15 protein-coding genes, 1 tRNA gene and 3 pseudogenes are annotated in these 14,528 nt (G+C 63.1%); 8 read left to right on the top strand and 11 right to left on the bottom strand.

All coding sequences use genetic code 11. The annotated features are described in order from the left end of the window. Nucleotides 1-128: 128 nt before the first annotated feature. Nucleotides 129-1,226: a trypsin-like peptidase domain-containing protein gene (locus FOM02_RS02270; RefSeq protein WP_265441430.1), complete on the top strand. Its 1,098-nt coding sequence runs from the start codon at nucleotides 129-131 to the stop codon at nucleotides 1,224-1,226. A gap of 88 nt (nucleotides 1,227-1,314) precedes the next feature. Here the strand turns inward: FOM02_RS02270 and FOM02_RS02265 are convergent, their stop codons facing one another. Further along, nucleotides 1,315-1,635 carry a GreA/GreB family elongation factor gene (locus tag FOM02_RS02265; RefSeq protein ID WP_265441429.1) on the bottom strand — a complete coding sequence of 107 codons (321 nt, stop codon included), beginning with the start codon at nucleotides 1,633-1,635 and terminating at the stop codon, nucleotides 1,315-1,317. On the opposite strand from FOM02_RS02265, the gene FOM02_RS02260 reads away from it, so the two are divergent. Then, complete coding sequence (locus tag FOM02_RS02260; protein WP_265441428.1) at nucleotides 1,525-1,875, top strand: response regulator; 351 nt, start codon at nucleotides 1,525-1,527, stop codon at nucleotides 1,873-1,875. The genes FOM02_RS02265 and FOM02_RS02260 overlap by 111 nt on opposite strands. Nucleotides 1,876-1,922: 47 nt before the next feature. Here FOM02_RS02260 and FOM02_RS02255 read toward each other — a convergent pair whose 3' ends face one another. From FOM02_RS02255 to FOM02_RS02240, 4 genes are all read right to left on the bottom strand, one after another. Continuing rightward, nucleotides 1,923-2,117: a hypothetical protein gene (locus tag FOM02_RS02255; RefSeq protein WP_027562110.1), complete on the bottom strand. Its 195-nt coding sequence runs from the start codon at nucleotides 2,115-2,117 to the stop codon at nucleotides 1,923-1,925. A 74-nt stretch (nucleotides 2,118-2,191) separates the two neighbouring features. Next, nucleotides 2,192-2,689, bottom strand: a complete 498-nt coding sequence (locus tag FOM02_RS02250; protein WP_027562111.1) for an Hsp20/alpha crystallin family protein — start codon at nucleotides 2,687-2,689, stop codon at nucleotides 2,192-2,194. An 81-nt stretch (nucleotides 2,690-2,770) separates the two neighbouring features. Next, entirely contained in the window at nucleotides 2,771-3,229 is a 459-nt protein-coding gene (locus FOM02_RS02245) for an Hsp20 family protein (protein ID WP_027562112.1), read from the bottom strand. A 1,307-nt stretch (nucleotides 3,230-4,536) separates the two neighbouring features. Further along, nucleotides 4,537-4,621 (bottom strand) — tRNA-Leu (locus tag FOM02_RS02240). Between the two features lie 158 nt (nucleotides 4,622-4,779). On the opposite strand from FOM02_RS02240, the pseudogene FOM02_RS02235 reads away from it, so the two are divergent. Then, nucleotides 4,780-5,328, top strand: a pseudogene (locus FOM02_RS02235) (disulfide bond formation protein B). Nucleotides 5,329-5,474: 146 nt separating this feature from the next. Here the strand turns inward: FOM02_RS02235 and FOM02_RS02230 are convergent. Then, nucleotides 5,475-6,560 (bottom strand): AbrB family transcriptional regulator, encoded by a 1,086-nt coding sequence (locus FOM02_RS02230; protein WP_027562114.1) that lies wholly within the window; start codon nucleotides 6,558-6,560, stop codon nucleotides 5,475-5,477. A 101-nt stretch (nucleotides 6,561-6,661) separates the two neighbouring features. Continuing rightward, a complete protein-coding gene (locus tag FOM02_RS02225; protein WP_027562115.1) occupies nucleotides 6,662-6,931 on the bottom strand; it encodes a PsiF family protein in 270 nt (89 codons plus the stop codon). Nucleotides 6,932-7,144: 213 nt separating this feature from the next. On the opposite strand from FOM02_RS02225, the pseudogene FOM02_RS02220 reads away from it, so the two are divergent. Then, nucleotides 7,145-7,620, top strand: a pseudogene (locus FOM02_RS02220) (hypothetical protein). Nucleotides 7,621-7,684: 64 nt separating this feature from the next. On the opposite strand, the gene FOM02_RS02215 reads toward FOM02_RS02220, so the two are convergent. Beyond that, nucleotides 7,685-8,233 carry a TetR/AcrR family transcriptional regulator gene (locus tag FOM02_RS02215; RefSeq protein WP_265441427.1) on the bottom strand — a complete coding sequence of 183 codons (549 nt, stop codon included), beginning with the start codon at nucleotides 8,231-8,233 and terminating at the stop codon, nucleotides 7,685-7,687. Between the two features lie 118 nt (nucleotides 8,234-8,351). On the opposite strand from FOM02_RS02215, the gene FOM02_RS02210 reads away from it, so the two are divergent. From FOM02_RS02210 to FOM02_RS02200, 3 genes are all read left to right on the top strand, one after another. Continuing rightward, nucleotides 8,352-8,780 (top strand): acyl-CoA thioesterase, encoded by a 429-nt coding sequence (locus tag FOM02_RS02210; RefSeq protein ID WP_027562118.1) that lies wholly within the window; start codon nucleotides 8,352-8,354, stop codon nucleotides 8,778-8,780. Nucleotides 8,781-8,783: 3 nt separating this feature from the next. Next, nucleotides 8,784-9,233 carry a PaaI family thioesterase gene (locus tag FOM02_RS02205; protein WP_265441426.1) on the top strand — a complete coding sequence of 150 codons (450 nt, stop codon included), beginning with the start codon at nucleotides 8,784-8,786 and terminating at the stop codon, nucleotides 9,231-9,233. Between the two features lie 223 nt (nucleotides 9,234-9,456). Continuing rightward, nucleotides 9,457-10,116 (top strand): DsbA family protein, encoded by a 660-nt coding sequence (locus FOM02_RS02200; RefSeq protein WP_027562120.1) that lies wholly within the window; start codon nucleotides 9,457-9,459, stop codon nucleotides 10,114-10,116. A gap of 95 nt (nucleotides 10,117-10,211) precedes the next feature. On the opposite strand, the gene FOM02_RS02195 is transcribed toward FOM02_RS02200, so the two are convergent. The 3 genes and pseudogenes from FOM02_RS02195 to FOM02_RS02185 all read right to left on the bottom strand — a co-directional run bounded on the left by FOM02_RS02195 (nucleotide 10,212) and on the right by FOM02_RS02185 (nucleotide 12,565). After that, nucleotides 10,212-10,418: a hypothetical protein gene (locus tag FOM02_RS02195; protein WP_027562121.1), complete on the bottom strand. Its 207-nt coding sequence runs from the start codon at nucleotides 10,416-10,418 to the stop codon at nucleotides 10,212-10,214. An 83-nt stretch (nucleotides 10,419-10,501) separates the two neighbouring features. Beyond that, on the bottom strand, nucleotides 10,502-11,572 hold the full coding sequence (locus tag FOM02_RS02190; protein ID WP_265441425.1) for a phospholipase: 1,071 nt from the start codon (nucleotides 11,570-11,572) through the stop codon (nucleotides 10,502-10,504). A gap of 22 nt (nucleotides 11,573-11,594) precedes the next feature. Continuing rightward, a pseudogene (locus FOM02_RS02185) lies at nucleotides 11,595-12,565 on the bottom strand (S1C family serine protease). A 284-nt stretch (nucleotides 12,566-12,849) separates the two neighbouring features. Between FOM02_RS02185 and FOM02_RS02180 the strand changes: the two are divergent. Then, nucleotides 12,850-14,268: a M20 family metallopeptidase gene (locus FOM02_RS02180; protein WP_027562123.1), complete on the top strand. Its 1,419-nt coding sequence runs from the start codon at nucleotides 12,850-12,852 to the stop codon at nucleotides 14,266-14,268. Nucleotides 14,269-14,528 lie beyond the last annotated feature (260 nt).

Raw genomic sequence — 14,528 nt, 5'->3', positions numbered from 1 at the left:
ACGCTGTCCTGGGCATCGTGCTGCTCGGCCATGCCGCGGCGTTCTGGGCAATTCCGATCGTAGCATTGCGTAGCATTGCAATGGGCGATTTTGCCGCTGCCTGGTGATCCCATGCAAGGGTGATTGAAATGTCAGGACAACGAACAATATTGGCGTGGCTTCTGTTTGTTGTGCTCTCCGCGTCTCATCCGGCAGTAGCTCAAGTGCCGGACCTGAAGACGGGTGGTTCTGTGCCAACATTGGCGCCGGTGGTTCGACAGGTGACGCCCGCTGTTGTGAATATTTCCGTGCAAGGCCGTGTCCGTGAGGACAATCCGCTCTATCGGGACCCGTTCTTTCGTGAGTTTTTCGACATTCCCAAGCAGGTCGAAAAGGAAATTAATTCGACCGGTTCGGGAGTCATCGTCGATGCCAAGCGCGGCTATGTGTTGACCAATAATCACGTTGTCGAAGGCGCTTCAGTCGTTCAGATAACGACCAAGGATGGCCGGCAGCTATCTGCGAAGGTAATCGGGCGCGACGCGCCGACTGACGTCGCAGTGCTGCAGATCCCAAACCCTGCCGGCCTTCAGGGGCTTCCTTTCGCCGACAGTGATGCGCTTGAAGTCGGGGATTTCGTGCTTGCGATCGGAAATCCCTTCGGACTCGGCCAGACCGTTACGTCCGGGCTCGTCAGTGCGCTGGGTCGGACTGGCTTGAGCAAGGAAGGCTACGAGGACTTCATCCAGACCGACGCTGCGATCAATCCGGGAAATTCCGGCGGCGCATTGGTGAATCTTCGTGGCGAGTTGGTCGGCATTAACTCTGCGATCATTTCGCCCGGCGGAGGGAATGTCGGGATCGGCTTTGCAATTCCCGCGAATATGGCCCGGCTCGTTATGGAGCAGATCGTAGATAGAGGATACGTTGAGCGTGGCCGCATTGGCGTTTCACTGCGCGAGATCCAACCGTCGACGAATCCTCGCCGCAACGAAGGGGCAGTGATCGCGGAGGTCGCGCCAGACTCTCCGGCTGAAAAGGCGGGCTTGCGCAAGGACGATATCGTGGTCATGGCAGATGACCGTCCGATCCGCACCGCGTCACAACTTCGGAACAAAATTGGCCTTGCACGCATCGGTCAGGATGTGAAGCTTACCATCGTGCGGGGCGGCCAAACCAGTTCCGCAGTCGTGAAAGTAGCTCCGCCCGTCCAGGCAAGCAGCACATCCACTCGTCTGTTGCGTTGATGCAAACGGGTTCAAGACAACGGCTTCGCACCGACGGGTATCTGCCGGTCATGCAAGACCATTTGCTATTAAGACTATTCTTCTGCCCTTAGGGAAGCCATCTAACTTGCTCAATCTTGTAACTCTTCTCGCCTCCTGGAGTCTCGACGGCTACGACTGCGCCTTGGGACCTGCTTATCAACGCCCGTGCGAGAGGTGAGCTGACTGAAATTTTGCCTCTGGCCGCATCAGCCTCCGGGGACGCGAAGATCGGCAATTGAGTACTCCACCTGTAGGCGCAAGGGAGCACATCCTTGTTGTGGACGATGACGCCAGCGTGCTCGAAACGACCCGGAGCATGCTTGACGATCTCGGGTACCAGGCGATCGCGGCTGACAATCTGGATGCTGCGCTGGCAACCCTTTCGCATCAAGCCATCGATTTGGCGATTATCGACCTCGCGATGCCTGGCGTCTCAGGGCTGGACGTCGGGCTTGAACTTCAACGGCAGCAGCCCGGCCTGCCGGTCGTGTACTGCAGCGGCTATCCAGATCTCATCGAAGAAACCGGCAAACGTATGAACGGCAGTATGCTCCTCAGCAAGCCCTTTTCCTCGCGGGAACTCTCAGCTAAGATCGAAGCGATGCTACACACAAAAGCCAGCCAATAGTCTGCTCAAGCCGGGCGCATGCGAACGCAACTTAGCTCCGCTCGCTCTCAGTCGAGACCGGTCCGCACCATCGCGCGAGCCAACTCAAGTTCGCTGATCGCTTGGCGCAGCGATCGACGGGCTCCGTCCTTATCCCCATTCGCACAGGCCACTTTCAATTCCTTGATGTGCTGAGCCGCGATCTCCGCATGTGCAACGACATCCGAAGCGCCTGCAAAACTGGATTTCCGCTTTGTGTCCATGGTCGGGCACATCCCCCGGGACGGTTGCTCTAGTAGAAGCACGACGGGAGCGGAGGCCGCTCCCGTCGATTTTGTCATTTCGAGTTGATCGCGATGCGCTTTACCTTGGATTCTGCTTGCGGCAGCTTTGGCATAGTGACAGTCAGCACGCCGTTCTTGAACGCAGCAGAGATCTTGTCCTGGTCCACGTCCTCGATCGGGATGCGCCGCTCAAATCTGCCGTAGTACCGCTCGCTGAACCGGCGATCCTTGTCTTCCGTCTCAGTCTTCTTCTCTCCCTTGATCGAGAGAACCCCGTTGGCGAGTTCGATCTGGACGTCTTTCTCGTCGAGACCTGGCAACTCCGCCGTGACTTTCACGTCCTTGTCACTCTCGTCGACCTCGATGCTCGGCCAATTCATCGACTGCTCGAGAAAGCGGCTGCCAAATGGCGCGACATCGAAGCCGCGGAAGACATCGTCGAATAGCCGGTTCATCTCCCGGTGCAGGGTTAGAACCGGATTGTAGTTGTCGGAGCGACGGGTGGTCAGATCACCACCGCGGCCCCAGGGGATCAGATCAGTGATAGCCATAGAGCTTCTCCTTTTCTTTTGGTCCAAAGCTTCGCGACGCCGCGAAGCCACGCCGCAAAAATCGATTCCACGCAGGCGGTGTCATGCCGCTTGCTTGTTCTCACCTTGGTGGTGATCATCACGTGTGCCGATCGCAATCTGGCGCGGCTTCATCGCCTCGGGAACCTCCTGAACCAGATCGATCTTAAGCATGCCATTCTCGAACGAGGCGCCCTTCACTTGCACGTACTCGGCCAGATTGAAGGTCCGTCGGAACGGGCGCGAAGAGATGCCTTGATAGAGATATTGATGGCTGCCCTTTTCGGCCTTGCGACCCTCGACGGTCAGCGTGTTCTGCTCGGCGGTGATGGAGACCTCGTCAGGCGTGAAGCCGGCAAGAGCCAGCGAGATTTGGTAGTGGTCCTCACAGACACGTTCGATGTCGTAGGGCGGGTAATTGTCCCCGCCGGTCCATCGGCCGGAGTCGTCCTCGAGAAGGTCAAACAGACGATCGAACCCGATCGTCGATCGCCACAGGGGGGCAAGATCAAGCGTGGTCATAGCCATATCCTCCTTTGAGCAACATGGATAAGAGCACCTCGGACACCTGCCGGGTGCCCGCTGACCGGGCCCTGTACCAGGCGCCCGATCGTGCCGTGCAATTGCTGCGCGGCTACCCATGAAATTAGAAGGGTGTCGTATCGTTTCAAGGCCTTCCAGGCACTTGCGAAAATTGCGGTGTCGCACCCATGTCTTTGTTGGGTCCGGCTGAGACGAATCTGGAAGGGGTTCCTATCGTCCTGCTGCGCCTCGGCCGGTCCCTCGAACCTTACCTGAAGTGAGAGTGACCATGGCCCAAGCAGCGCCCCACGATGTGATCGAGCCAGCGCTTCTGGAATCCTTTCCTGCGAGTGATCCGCCGTGCTTCGCCGCGCTCGGTGTCAACATCGGATCTCCTAGCCGGTTTGGTATCTCGCGCGCGGAGCCCCTTGAGCTTAGCCCCCGGCCCTCGGCTGCAGGGCGGGCGGGGCGGAAGGTGACCGCCGCTGATCGCCCTGCTGACGGACAGCCATTCTCAAGCCGACGTTCCATTATAGCAGCGGCTGCTGCCTTCGCGGAACGGTTTGAGGTTCATAGCGCTGCCGCGCGCCGGCATGGCCATGCTGGCGGCGCCCAGGCCTAATGTTGGACGAGTAATGTCCCGAATTGGAAATGCGGAGGACCGAATGAATATCGCGTGTCGGAAAATTCGCACCTTCGATTGGGCCATTCGCAAGATTGGCGCCGGCGACTAGTGGCGCAGGAACGCAGCTGAGGGACTTCTGACCAGGGGGACACGGCCCACTGTGCATTGGCGGTGGGCAAGACATCGCCGCGATTTTCGAACGGATGTAGATTGCCGCTGACATACCATGAGAAATCATTAGACAACATTGATGGTGAACGTCGACTGCAGGCGACATCTTTCAAATGGCGGCAGGTCAGCTCAAGCGCTTTGATGTCGACGGTCCGCCGATCCGCGGTCTATCCGCCAATCCGGCATCTATCGCCGAAGGTTCGCCTCTTCATCGATGCGGGCGGTCTGTCGCTCATGTCGAACGTCGCGCGGCTGCAGTCGAGATTAGTAAGATCTGCTGTGGGTTGGCACCGACGGCGCCATCATTCGTGGGTCACCTGCTCGATTCCGTTGTTCGGATATCAAAATTCGCCGCGGCGCGTTGGCTTGGCGATACCAGCAAAAATACCAGCAGAGTGGACCGCTGCAGTTGGCTTTTGCTTGGATTTTCAACTCATCGCGACCGTTTTTCGAGGAAGTGCGGAATCGAACCAGCGGCTTAAGTTATTGTTATCATTAATATTTCTTTCCGTGGTGCCCCTGGCCGGAATCGAACCAGCACTCCTTGCGGAACTCGATTTTGAGTCGAGCGCGTCTACCAGTTCCGCCACAGGGGCCCTCGGTCGGCCCCTCCAGGGAGGGCGTCGCGAAGCCGGCGGACTATAGCCATGGACAAAGCGAGGTCAACCCGCGCCAAAGTGATCCCGGCCGTTCTCGACAGCCGCATGGGCCGGGGTTACAGCCTTCAAACGCGACCCATCGAGAAGAGGCTGCCGTGACGACCCAGAGTGCCGCAATAGCTGCGTTCAGGCAGAACAGCGCCGGTCCCGCGCTGACCGCCTCGGTGCTGGTCACCTTGATCGCGACGGCGACCATCGCAGGCGCCTGGTTCTTCCAGCTCGTGCTGGAAATCCTGCCCTGTCCGCTGTGCCTGGAGCAGCGCTACGCCTACTACCTCGCGATCCCGCTGGCGCGCTGACGGCGCTTGGCGGCGCGGAGCCGGAGCGGTGCGCCGCGGCCGCTGCTGCTCGCGGGGCTCGCCATTCTCGCGCTGGCGACGCTCGCCAATGCCGGGCTCGCCACCTACCACTCCGGCGTCGAATGGGGATTTTGGCAGGGACCGACCGACTGCTCCGGTCCGGTGGTCAATCTCGGCAGCGCCGCCGATCTGCTGTCGAAGCTCGACACCGTGAAGGTGGTGCGCTGCGACGAAGTGCAGTGGCGTTTCCTCGGCCTTTCGCTCGCCGGCTACAACGTGCTGATCTCGCTCTTGATGGCTGCGATCGCCGCATGGGGATTTGTGCGGACGGCGACGCGCGCGTAGCCGCCGTAGTCATAGCTGCCGTAGGGTGGGCAAAGCGAAGCGTGCCCACGATCTCCCAGCGATACGGAGTAAAATGGTGGGCACGGCGCTAACGCGCCTTTGCCCACCCTACGAGAGCTGTGCTCCGCTACGTGAGCTGTGCCCCGTCAATCATCCACATCGTCCTGCGTGCGGCCGAACAGGTGCACGATGCCCGGGGTCGCGATCGTGACGAACACGAAGCGCGAGAGGTGATGGGCGCCGACGAAGATCGGGTCGATGTGCAGGGTGAGCGCCAGCGCCAGCATCGCGTCCATCGCGCCCGGCGCGAAGGCGACGACGACGTCCGAGAACTTCACCTGCGTGGTGAGCGCGACGATGCCGACGAAGATCGCGGAGACGGCGATCGCGACGGCAAACGAGCCGAGCGCCGCGTTGATGTGGCCGGCCAGCGTCTTGATCCGCATCCGCGCGAAGCGGCTGCCGATCAGCGCGCCGATGCCGATCAGCGCCACCCCGCGCACCCAGTTCGGCAGGCCGCCCTCGACCCAGCCCGCGCCATGCAGCACGCTGGAGGCGATCATCGCGCCGAACATCCAGCTCGCCGGAAACTTGATCAGCCGCAACAAAAGCGCGGCGGCCAGCGAGGCTGCGACCAGCTCAACGAGGTCGAGCGGCGAGGCGATCGTCGTCGTCAGTGTCGGTGCGGCGGAGGGCGCGACGCCCGCGATCGCCAGCACCATCGGCAGTGCCGCGGTGAGGATGATGACGCGCATGGTCTGCACCACGGCGATGCCCGGCAGGTCGGCGCCGCGCTCGACCGCCAAAATCGTGATCTGCGACAGCGCGCCGGGGCTGCCGGCGAGGAAGGCCGAGGTGCGGTCCCAGCCATGGATGCGCTGGAGGTAATAACTCGAGCCGAAGGTCGAGCAGAAGGTGGCGAGCGCGAGCAGACCGATGGTGAAGGGATAGGCACTGACCTGCTGGATCAGATGGCGCGAGACCACGGAGCCGAGCGAGATGCCGAGCAGCACGAGGACCGTTTGGGTCAGGATCGGCGGCAGGGACAGCTGGCGGCCGGCGATCGCCGCGATGCCGACCGCGATCATCGAGCCCGAGATCAGCCCGCCGGGAAGGCCGGCGAGCAGAAACACGAGGCCGCCGGCGGTGCCGATGACGAGCGTCTCCACCGTGCTCAAGAGCTTGGCACGGCTCGGCCATTCGAACGGCAGGGAGGTGGTGATTTGCTTCACGCCACCTTATCGCAAATCAGCGGGAGGCGCACAATTGCAGGCTCGTCATGCCGCAATGCGCGCGTCTCCCACCGGTGTTCGCGAGCCGTATTGTGACGGATTTACTTCTTGTCGGCGGCGGGGGCGGCGGTGCCGGCCTTCGCGGTCTTGATGCATTCGGAGCGGAATTTCTTGCGCTCCTTGCCGTGCAGGCCCTTGGCGTCGGCCTGCTTGGAGCATTCCAGCGACTCGGCCGAGTGCTCCTTCGGCGCCTTCTTGTCGGTGGTGGTGGCTTCGGCTTTGGCGGCCGGCGCGGCGGTCTGTGCGAACGCGGTGCCGGAAGCGAGCAGGGAGGCGAGAGCGACGACGGCGAGGCGGGTCGTGAAGGTCATGGTGTTGCACTCTTCTTGCGAGAATGGCGAAGGGCTGCGAACGTCGGCTCGTGTTGCTGAACGCGACATGAATAATTTGAACGGCGTCATCACTATATTTTGGCGGCCGGCGCCATCGCTTCCTTGTCGCAAGCGGGCGGCACGCTAGGATAGCAATGTTCGTTTCGCTTCCCCAGGGAACGACCAAGGGAAGACCAAGGAGGAGATCCAGGGATGACCAATCAATCGAAATTTCTGTGTGCGATTGCGGTGTCGGGCTTTGCCGTTCTGGCGGCGGGCGCGCCGGCGCAGGCGCTGACCTCGCAGGAGTGCAGCGCGAAATATCAGGCCGCCAAGAAGGACGGCTCGCTCGGCACCATGAAGTGGAATGACTTCCGCAAGGCCCAGTGCGGCGCGGACGCGACCCCCCGCCGCCGCGCCGACCGGCGCCCGCCGCTCCCGCCGAGCCGAAGCAGGCGAAGAAGGAAGCCGCTCCCGCCGCGCCGACCCTGCCGGCGGGACCTGCGATCTATCCGAATGCGGTCGATCCGAAATACTCCAAGGAGACCGCCGGCAAGGCGCGCCTGCACACCTGCGTCGACCAGTACAATGCCAACAAGGCCACCAACGGCAATGGCGGCATGAAGTGGATCGAGAAGGGCGGCGGCTATTACAGCGAATGCAACAAGAAGCTGAAGGGCGCCGCCTGAGCTTCGAATTGATGCGATGGCCGGAGCAACGCTCCGGCCATTTTGCTTGGGCCTTCTGCCGCGCCTAATCGAGCAGCTTCTCCGCCGATTTCGCCACCAGCTGCGACCGCTTGCGCGGGCCGCGCTCGACGAACAAGAGGCTCTGGCCGAAGATGAAGCAGTAGAACAGGAAGGCCTGCGCCTCGGCCTCTTCAGTCGCAAGGCCGGTCGCGCGATAGAGCTCGGCGACGTGCTTCAGCCGCACCGCATCGACGCTCGCCACCGCCGCCGCCGCATTCTCGTCCGAGCGGGCCCATTGCCGGATCGCGAGCTCGATCGCCATGCCCTCCGGATTGACCCGCTCCGAATAGAGCTGGATCACCGCCTTCAGCCGCTCGCGCGGCGCCTCGCCGTCGAGGCTGGTCTGCTGCGCGATCGAGGCTGCGCGTCCCTCGCGCCAGCGTTCCAGCATGAGATCGAGCAGCGCGGCGCGATCGGCGAAGCGGCGGTAGAAGCCGCCCTTGGTGACGCCGAGATTCTTGGCGAGCACCTCGACCCTGACACCCTCGACCCCCGAGCGGGCGAGCTCGGCAAACCCTGCCTCGACCCAGACGTCGCCCTTGCCATCGCTCATGAAATCAGCCTCACCGGTTCTTGATACGGTGCCGTATTGCTAACGCGACGGAGCCCTGATACGCTACCGTATCAATCAGCCAAAAAGGCGGAAAGAAAACGGGCAGGGAGACATTGCGATGGAGCAGGAGGCGACCTATCGCGGCACGGTGTATCCGTGGCAATGCGACCACGTCGGCCACATGAACATCATGTGGTATGTCGGCAAGTTCGACGAGGCCAACTGGAATCTGTTCGCCCGTCTCGGGCTGACGCCGAGCTACCTGCGCTCCTCCGGCCGCGGCATGGCCGCCGTGCAGCAGAACATCACCTACAAGCGCGAGCTGCTCGCCGGCGACATCGTCGAGATCCGCAGCCACTTGCTCGAGGTCCGCGACAAGTCGATCCGCTTCCGGCATGACATGACGAATGCCGAGACCGGCGAGATCGCCGCAACTTGCGAGATCACGGGTGTGCACATGGACCGCCGCCAGCGCAAATCAGCGCCGTTCGAGGATGTGATCCGCGAGGTCGCATTGCGGCATCTCGCCGAGCCGGCCGAGGTCTGAGCCATGACCGCATTCGAGCCGAGAAATCCGGGCTATCGCGCAGCGACCATTGCCATGTTCGAGGGCCAGCCGGCGATGCACACGCTCGGCATCGCGATCGTACGTCTCGCGCCGGGCGAGGTCGAGCTGGCAATGCTGCACGCGCCGGCTTTGACGCAGCAGAACGGTTTTATCCATGCCGGCATCCTCACCGCGGGCCTCGACAATGCCTGCGGCGTTGCCGCCTTCACCCTGATGCCGTCCGAGGCGGATATCCTGACCGTCGAGTTCAAGACCACGCTGCTCGCGCCCGCCCGCGGTACGCGCTTCGTCTTCAAGGCCGAGGTGGTCAAGCCCGGCCGCACGCTGACCTTCTGCGAGGCCAAAGCCTTTGCCGAGCACGAGGGCAAGACCACGCTGATCGCCACCATGACCGGGACCTTGATGGCGATGCTGCCGCGCGTGGCGGCCTAAAGAGCGATGAGATCAGGATGAATCGTCATCGCGCTTTAGGTAATTGTTTGAGCATGATCTTTACGTAAAACCGCTGCGCACTTTTCCGGATCATGCTCTAGTGCCGGACACGATTTGCGCATGGCGCGGCGATGACATCGCGCCCGCGGCGTTCTATATGACCCGTAACAATTCCCGGTCCCGGGGCGTATTGTTGCGGGATGGGACCGAAACGGGACGAGATATGACTGGATTTGGCAAGAAGGGCCTCGTGGCGACGCGGCGCACCGCGTTGACGCTGATCGGGGCGGGCGCCCTTGCAGCGGGCGGGATCACCTCGGCGCTGGCGGCTGCCGACGATGACGAGGTCCTGACCGAAACCAAGGTGCTGCGCGATCCCGAGACGCCGGTCGCCGGCAATCCCGACGGCAACATCACCATCGTCGAATGGTCCGACTACAATTGTCCCTATTGCCGCAAGCTCGAGCCCGAGCTGCGCCAGGTGGTCCAGGACGACGGCAAGGTGCGACTGGTGATGAAGGACTGGCCGATCCTCGGGCCGGTCTCGGTCACCGCGGCGCGTATCGCGCTCGCGGCGAAATTCCAGGACAAGTATCACAAGGCGCATGACGCCATGATGGGCGTCAGCTCCCGCCTGACCGAGCCGCGCATCAACGAGCTGCTGGCCGCCGCCGGCGTCGACATGGACCGCCTCAAGCGCGATCTCACCGACCACGCCAAGGACATCGACGCCATCCTCAAGCGCAACAACGAGCAGGCGGAAGCTTTCGGTTTCCGCGGCACGCCGTCGTTCATCGTCGGCAAGTACCGCGTGCCCGGCGTGCTTAGCATGAACGAGTTCGAGCAGGTCATTGCCGACGCCCGCAAGGCCAAGATGAACTGAGCCGGCGTATCGATCGCAGCCAACGCAAAGGCGCCGCCGCGGACCCGCGACGGCGCCTTGTTCATATTTGGAAGGTCGAGATGACTTCGCCGAAACTACTTCGACGAGATTCGGACCCAGTCCTTGTGCGCGCGATCACGCAGCGCGTCCCAATCGGCCTTCGCGACGTCCCAGTTCACGATGGTGCGGTTGGTGGCCGCGACCTCGCCGTTGGCGACCGAGGACGTCTGCATGGAGTCATAGGCATAGACGCCGCACGCGAGCAGCAGCGCGCCCAGGATCATTCCAAAAAAAGTCTGCATTTTGCGAACCTCCGGTGACGGGCGATAACGTCGGCCCGGAGTGATGGTTCCGCGGCGATGCGGCGCATGTAAGGAGAGATCGTTCATCCTCCATTCAGCCACTCCACCAGCTCCGCATTGATCTCGCGCGGATAGGTGTGGCTGAGATCATCGATCTCGCGATAGCTGACATGGGCGCCCGCCGCCGAGAGCGCAGCTTGCGTCTGGCGGGCCGTCTGCACCGGAAACATCCAGTCGAGCTTGCCGTGGGTGATGAAGATGGGCAAGCCTTGCAGGCGCGCGGCATCCGCCATCTCCGCCATCAGCGGATGGAACGTCGCTGACACCGGCGCGAGATGCGTGAAGGGCGAAGCGCCATCGAGGCCGGTGACGTAGCAGAAGGTGCCGCCGTCGCTCATGCCGGTCAGCAGCAGGCGCGAGGCATCGATGCTCCAGCGGCTGCGTACGGTCTCGAGGATGCGCATCAGGTTCGGCGTGTCGGAATCGTCGCCCATCAGCGCCCAGGTCGGGCCGGTCGCGGTCGGTGCCACCAGGATCGCGCCGAGGCTGCGCGCGTCGCGCAGCCAGCTCCAGAGAAAACCGCGGCCGTTGCCGCTGCCGCCATGCAGCGCCATCACCAGCGGTATGGCCCGATCAGGCGTGCAGTATTCGGGCACATAGACCGAGAAGCCGCCGCGGCTGCCGGGCTCGTTATGATCGTGGAAGATGCCGATGTCGTCGCCCGCGCCGCCTTCGAGCCGCGACAGCAGATCGCCATTCTCGCGATTGGCGGTGTTGAGGAAGAAGCTGCTCACCGGCGGAAACTGCGCCGCCAGCGGATACAGCGCCTCCAGCGCGCGCGGGACGTGGCGCAGCGCGCGGAAGACCGCGACGAGATCGCCATTGCCACGCTCGACATCGCGGATTCCGGCAAAGGCGGCGAGCGTCTCGTTGCAGGCGCGATCGAGCCGCTCGCGCAGCCCGGCGAACTGCTCGGGCCATTCTCCGATCGCACCGTGTGCCGTTTGCAGCGCCTCGTCCGGCGTGCCGATCGCATTCATCACCGACGCGAAGGCCGGCGGATGCAAATGCCGCTGGAAGAAGCCGAGTGCTTCAAGCGCATTGAGCAGCGGCGGCAGCGCGGCCACGATGTCGTCGATCACGGCCTCGCTCATCAAAGCGCCCTCAAGCGTGGGATCAATGCAGCTTCGGCGCCTTCAGGAGCTTGAAGCGGTCGGTCGAGGTCACGGTGACGTCGAAGGTGACGCCTTCATGATGCACGGTGAGCGGTACATCGACGCCGGCGGCGCCGAGCGCCCACATCTTCTTGTAGAAGCCGGTCTGGCTCCTGACCTTCTCGCCGTCGACGCGAGGATGACGTCACCGGTCTTGAGCTCGGCGCGCGCGGCCGGGCCGTTGGCGGAGATCCCGATCACCACCACGCGGTTGTCGATCTCGGTCGAGTAGAGCCCGAGCCACGGCCGTGCCGGTTTGTTGACACGGCCGAACTTGCGTAAGTCCTCGAGGATCGGTTTCAAGAGATCGATCGGAACGATCATATTGACGTGCTCGGCCTTGCCCTCGCGCTCGCGTTCGAGCTGGAGCGAGCCGATGCCGATCAATTCGCCGCGCTCGTTGAGCAGCGCCGTGCCGCCCCAGTTCGGGTGCGCGGGATAGGTGAAGACGGCCTCGTCCAGCAGATATTCCCAATAGCCGGCGAATTCCTGCTTGGCGACGATCTGACTGGCGACCGAGCGCGTGCGCCCGCCGGCGCCGCCGACCACGACGCGGTCGCCGATGCGGGTGTCGGCCGAGCTGCCGAGCGGCAGGGGCTCGATATCGAGCTTGCCGAGCGCCTGCACGAGGCCGAAGCCGGTGACGGTATCGAAGCCGAGTACATGCCCTTCGACGACGCGCCCGTCGGCAAGATGCAGCCACACCGATTCCGCCTCGGTGATGAGATAGCCGATGGTCAGCACCAACCCGTCGTCGATCACGACGCCGTTGCCGGCGCGTTCGGTGCCCAATGTTTCGGCGCTGAAAGCGTCCGGCGGGATGATGGCGTGCAGGCCGACGACGGAGCCGAGCGTGCGGTCGAGATCGAAACCGTAATCGCTCGCACGCGGCTGGTTGGCCGGCGGCACTCTCCATTCGGTTAGAACGGCCATGGAGGTCTCCTGATCTGCGAGCGCGGTCCCGTCGCCGCCAAGCGAGGGCGCGCGAAGTACCGGTAATCTAGGCCGACGATGGTCATCTTAAAAGACTTGACCTCAACTATTCCGGAAAACGCGGCGTGAATTCTTCGAAAGGCACGGAAACACGGCTTGCACGCGACCGGTGGTGCGCTCCGGCACCGGCCGCATGGCTGCTGTCCGACGAGGTGCTAGGCGGCCTGCAATGAAGCTGATAACCATTGCCGCTTCGTTTGACCAAGGGATCACGGACCGAAGCAATGGACAACCGCAGCGACATCTGGCGTGGCATCGACACGATCAAGGGGCGTTTCATCGACCTCAGCGACAAGGTCTGGGGCATGCCCGAAGTCTGCTACACCGAGGCGCGGTCCGCCGCCGAGCATCTCGCCGAGCTGCGTCACCAGGGTTTCCGCATCACCGAGAACGTTGCGGGCATTCCGACCGCGCTGATGGGCGAATGGGGCGAGGGCGGTCCCGTCATCGCCTTCATGGGCGAATATGACGCGCTGCCCGGCCTCAGCCAGGAGGCGGGCGTTGCGGAACACCGTCCGATCGAAACCGGCGGCCATGGTCACGGTTGCGGACATAATCTGCTCGGCTCCGCCGCGCTGCTCGCCGCGACCGCGGTCAAGGACTGGCTCGCCGAGAACAAGGTGCCGGGCCGCGTGCGCTATTACGGCTGCCCGGCGGAAGAGGGCGGCGCGGCCAAGGCCTTCATGGTGCGCTCCGGCGCGTTCGAGGATGCCGACATCGCCATCACCTGGCATCCGCACAGCTTCTGGGAAGTCGCGGTGACGCCGTCGCTCGCAAACACCCGCGCCGACTTCATCTTCACCGGCCGCACCTCGCATGCTGCGGCTTCGCCCCATCTCGGCCGCTCCGCGCTCGATGCGGTGGAATTGATGAATGTCGGTGTGAACTACATGCGCGAACACATGCCGAGCGATGCGCGCGTGCATTACGCGCTGCTCGACACCGGCGGCATCGCGCCCAACGTGGTGCAGGCCCACGCACGCGTGCGCTATTCGATTCGCGCCCGCGATCTGCCCGGCATGAACGAGCTGGTCGGGCGCGTGAACAAGATTGCCCAGGGCGCAGCGCTGATGACCGAGACCAAGGTCGAGATGAAGATCATCTCGGCGGTCTCCAACATCCTGCCGAACGCACCGCTGGAGCAGGCGCTGCATCGGGTGATGGAGGAGCTCGGGCCTCCGCATTTCGACGATACGGACAAGGGCTTTGCCAGCCAGATCCGCGCGACGCTGAGCGACAAGGACATCGCTTCGGTCTATTACGCGATCGGCATGGACCCGACAGATCGGCCGCTGGCCGATTTCCTGGTGCCGCTCGATGCCAAGCGCAACCCGCTTGTCGGCTCGACTGACGTCGGCGATGTGAGCTGGGTGGTGCCGACCGTGCAGGTTCACGCACCGACGGTTGCAATCGGCACCCCGTTCCACACCTGGCAAGTCGTGGCGCAGGGCAAGAGCCCGCACGCGCACAAGGCCATGGTGCAGGCGGCCAAGGCGATGGCGGGCCTCGGCATCAAGGCGTTGACGGAGCCGGAGCTGATCAAGGCCGCGAAAGCGGACCTCACCAAGCGGACCACCAAGACGCCCTATGTCTGCCCGCTGCCGGACCACGTCGCGCCGCCGCTCGATATGTCCGTGGTGTAGAAAATTTCGTCTCGATACTTCGTCTGATCCGGCGAACAAATTTTTCGCAGTGCAACGTGGAATCCGGCGTATTTTGACGCCGGTTTGCCGAACGCCTGGGCTGTGGAACGCAGTTTTGCCCAACAGACAGCCAGAACACCGTTCGCATACACACAGTCGGAGTTGACGCGCAGCCTATTCGGTGTGCCATCTACCGCCAGCCAAACCCGGCGGCCGCTCGCGGTCGCCTGCATCCATACCGGGAACCAGACGGGGGACAA

It is taken from the genome of Bradyrhizobium sp. SEMIA (genome assembly GCF_014844175.1).
In the GTDB taxonomy this organism is placed as follows: domain Bacteria; phylum Pseudomonadota; class Alphaproteobacteria; order Rhizobiales; family Xanthobacteraceae; genus Bradyrhizobium; species Bradyrhizobium arachidis.
Note: the sequence above shows the minus strand (reverse complement) of the source record. Positions and strands in the feature narration are given on the sequence as shown.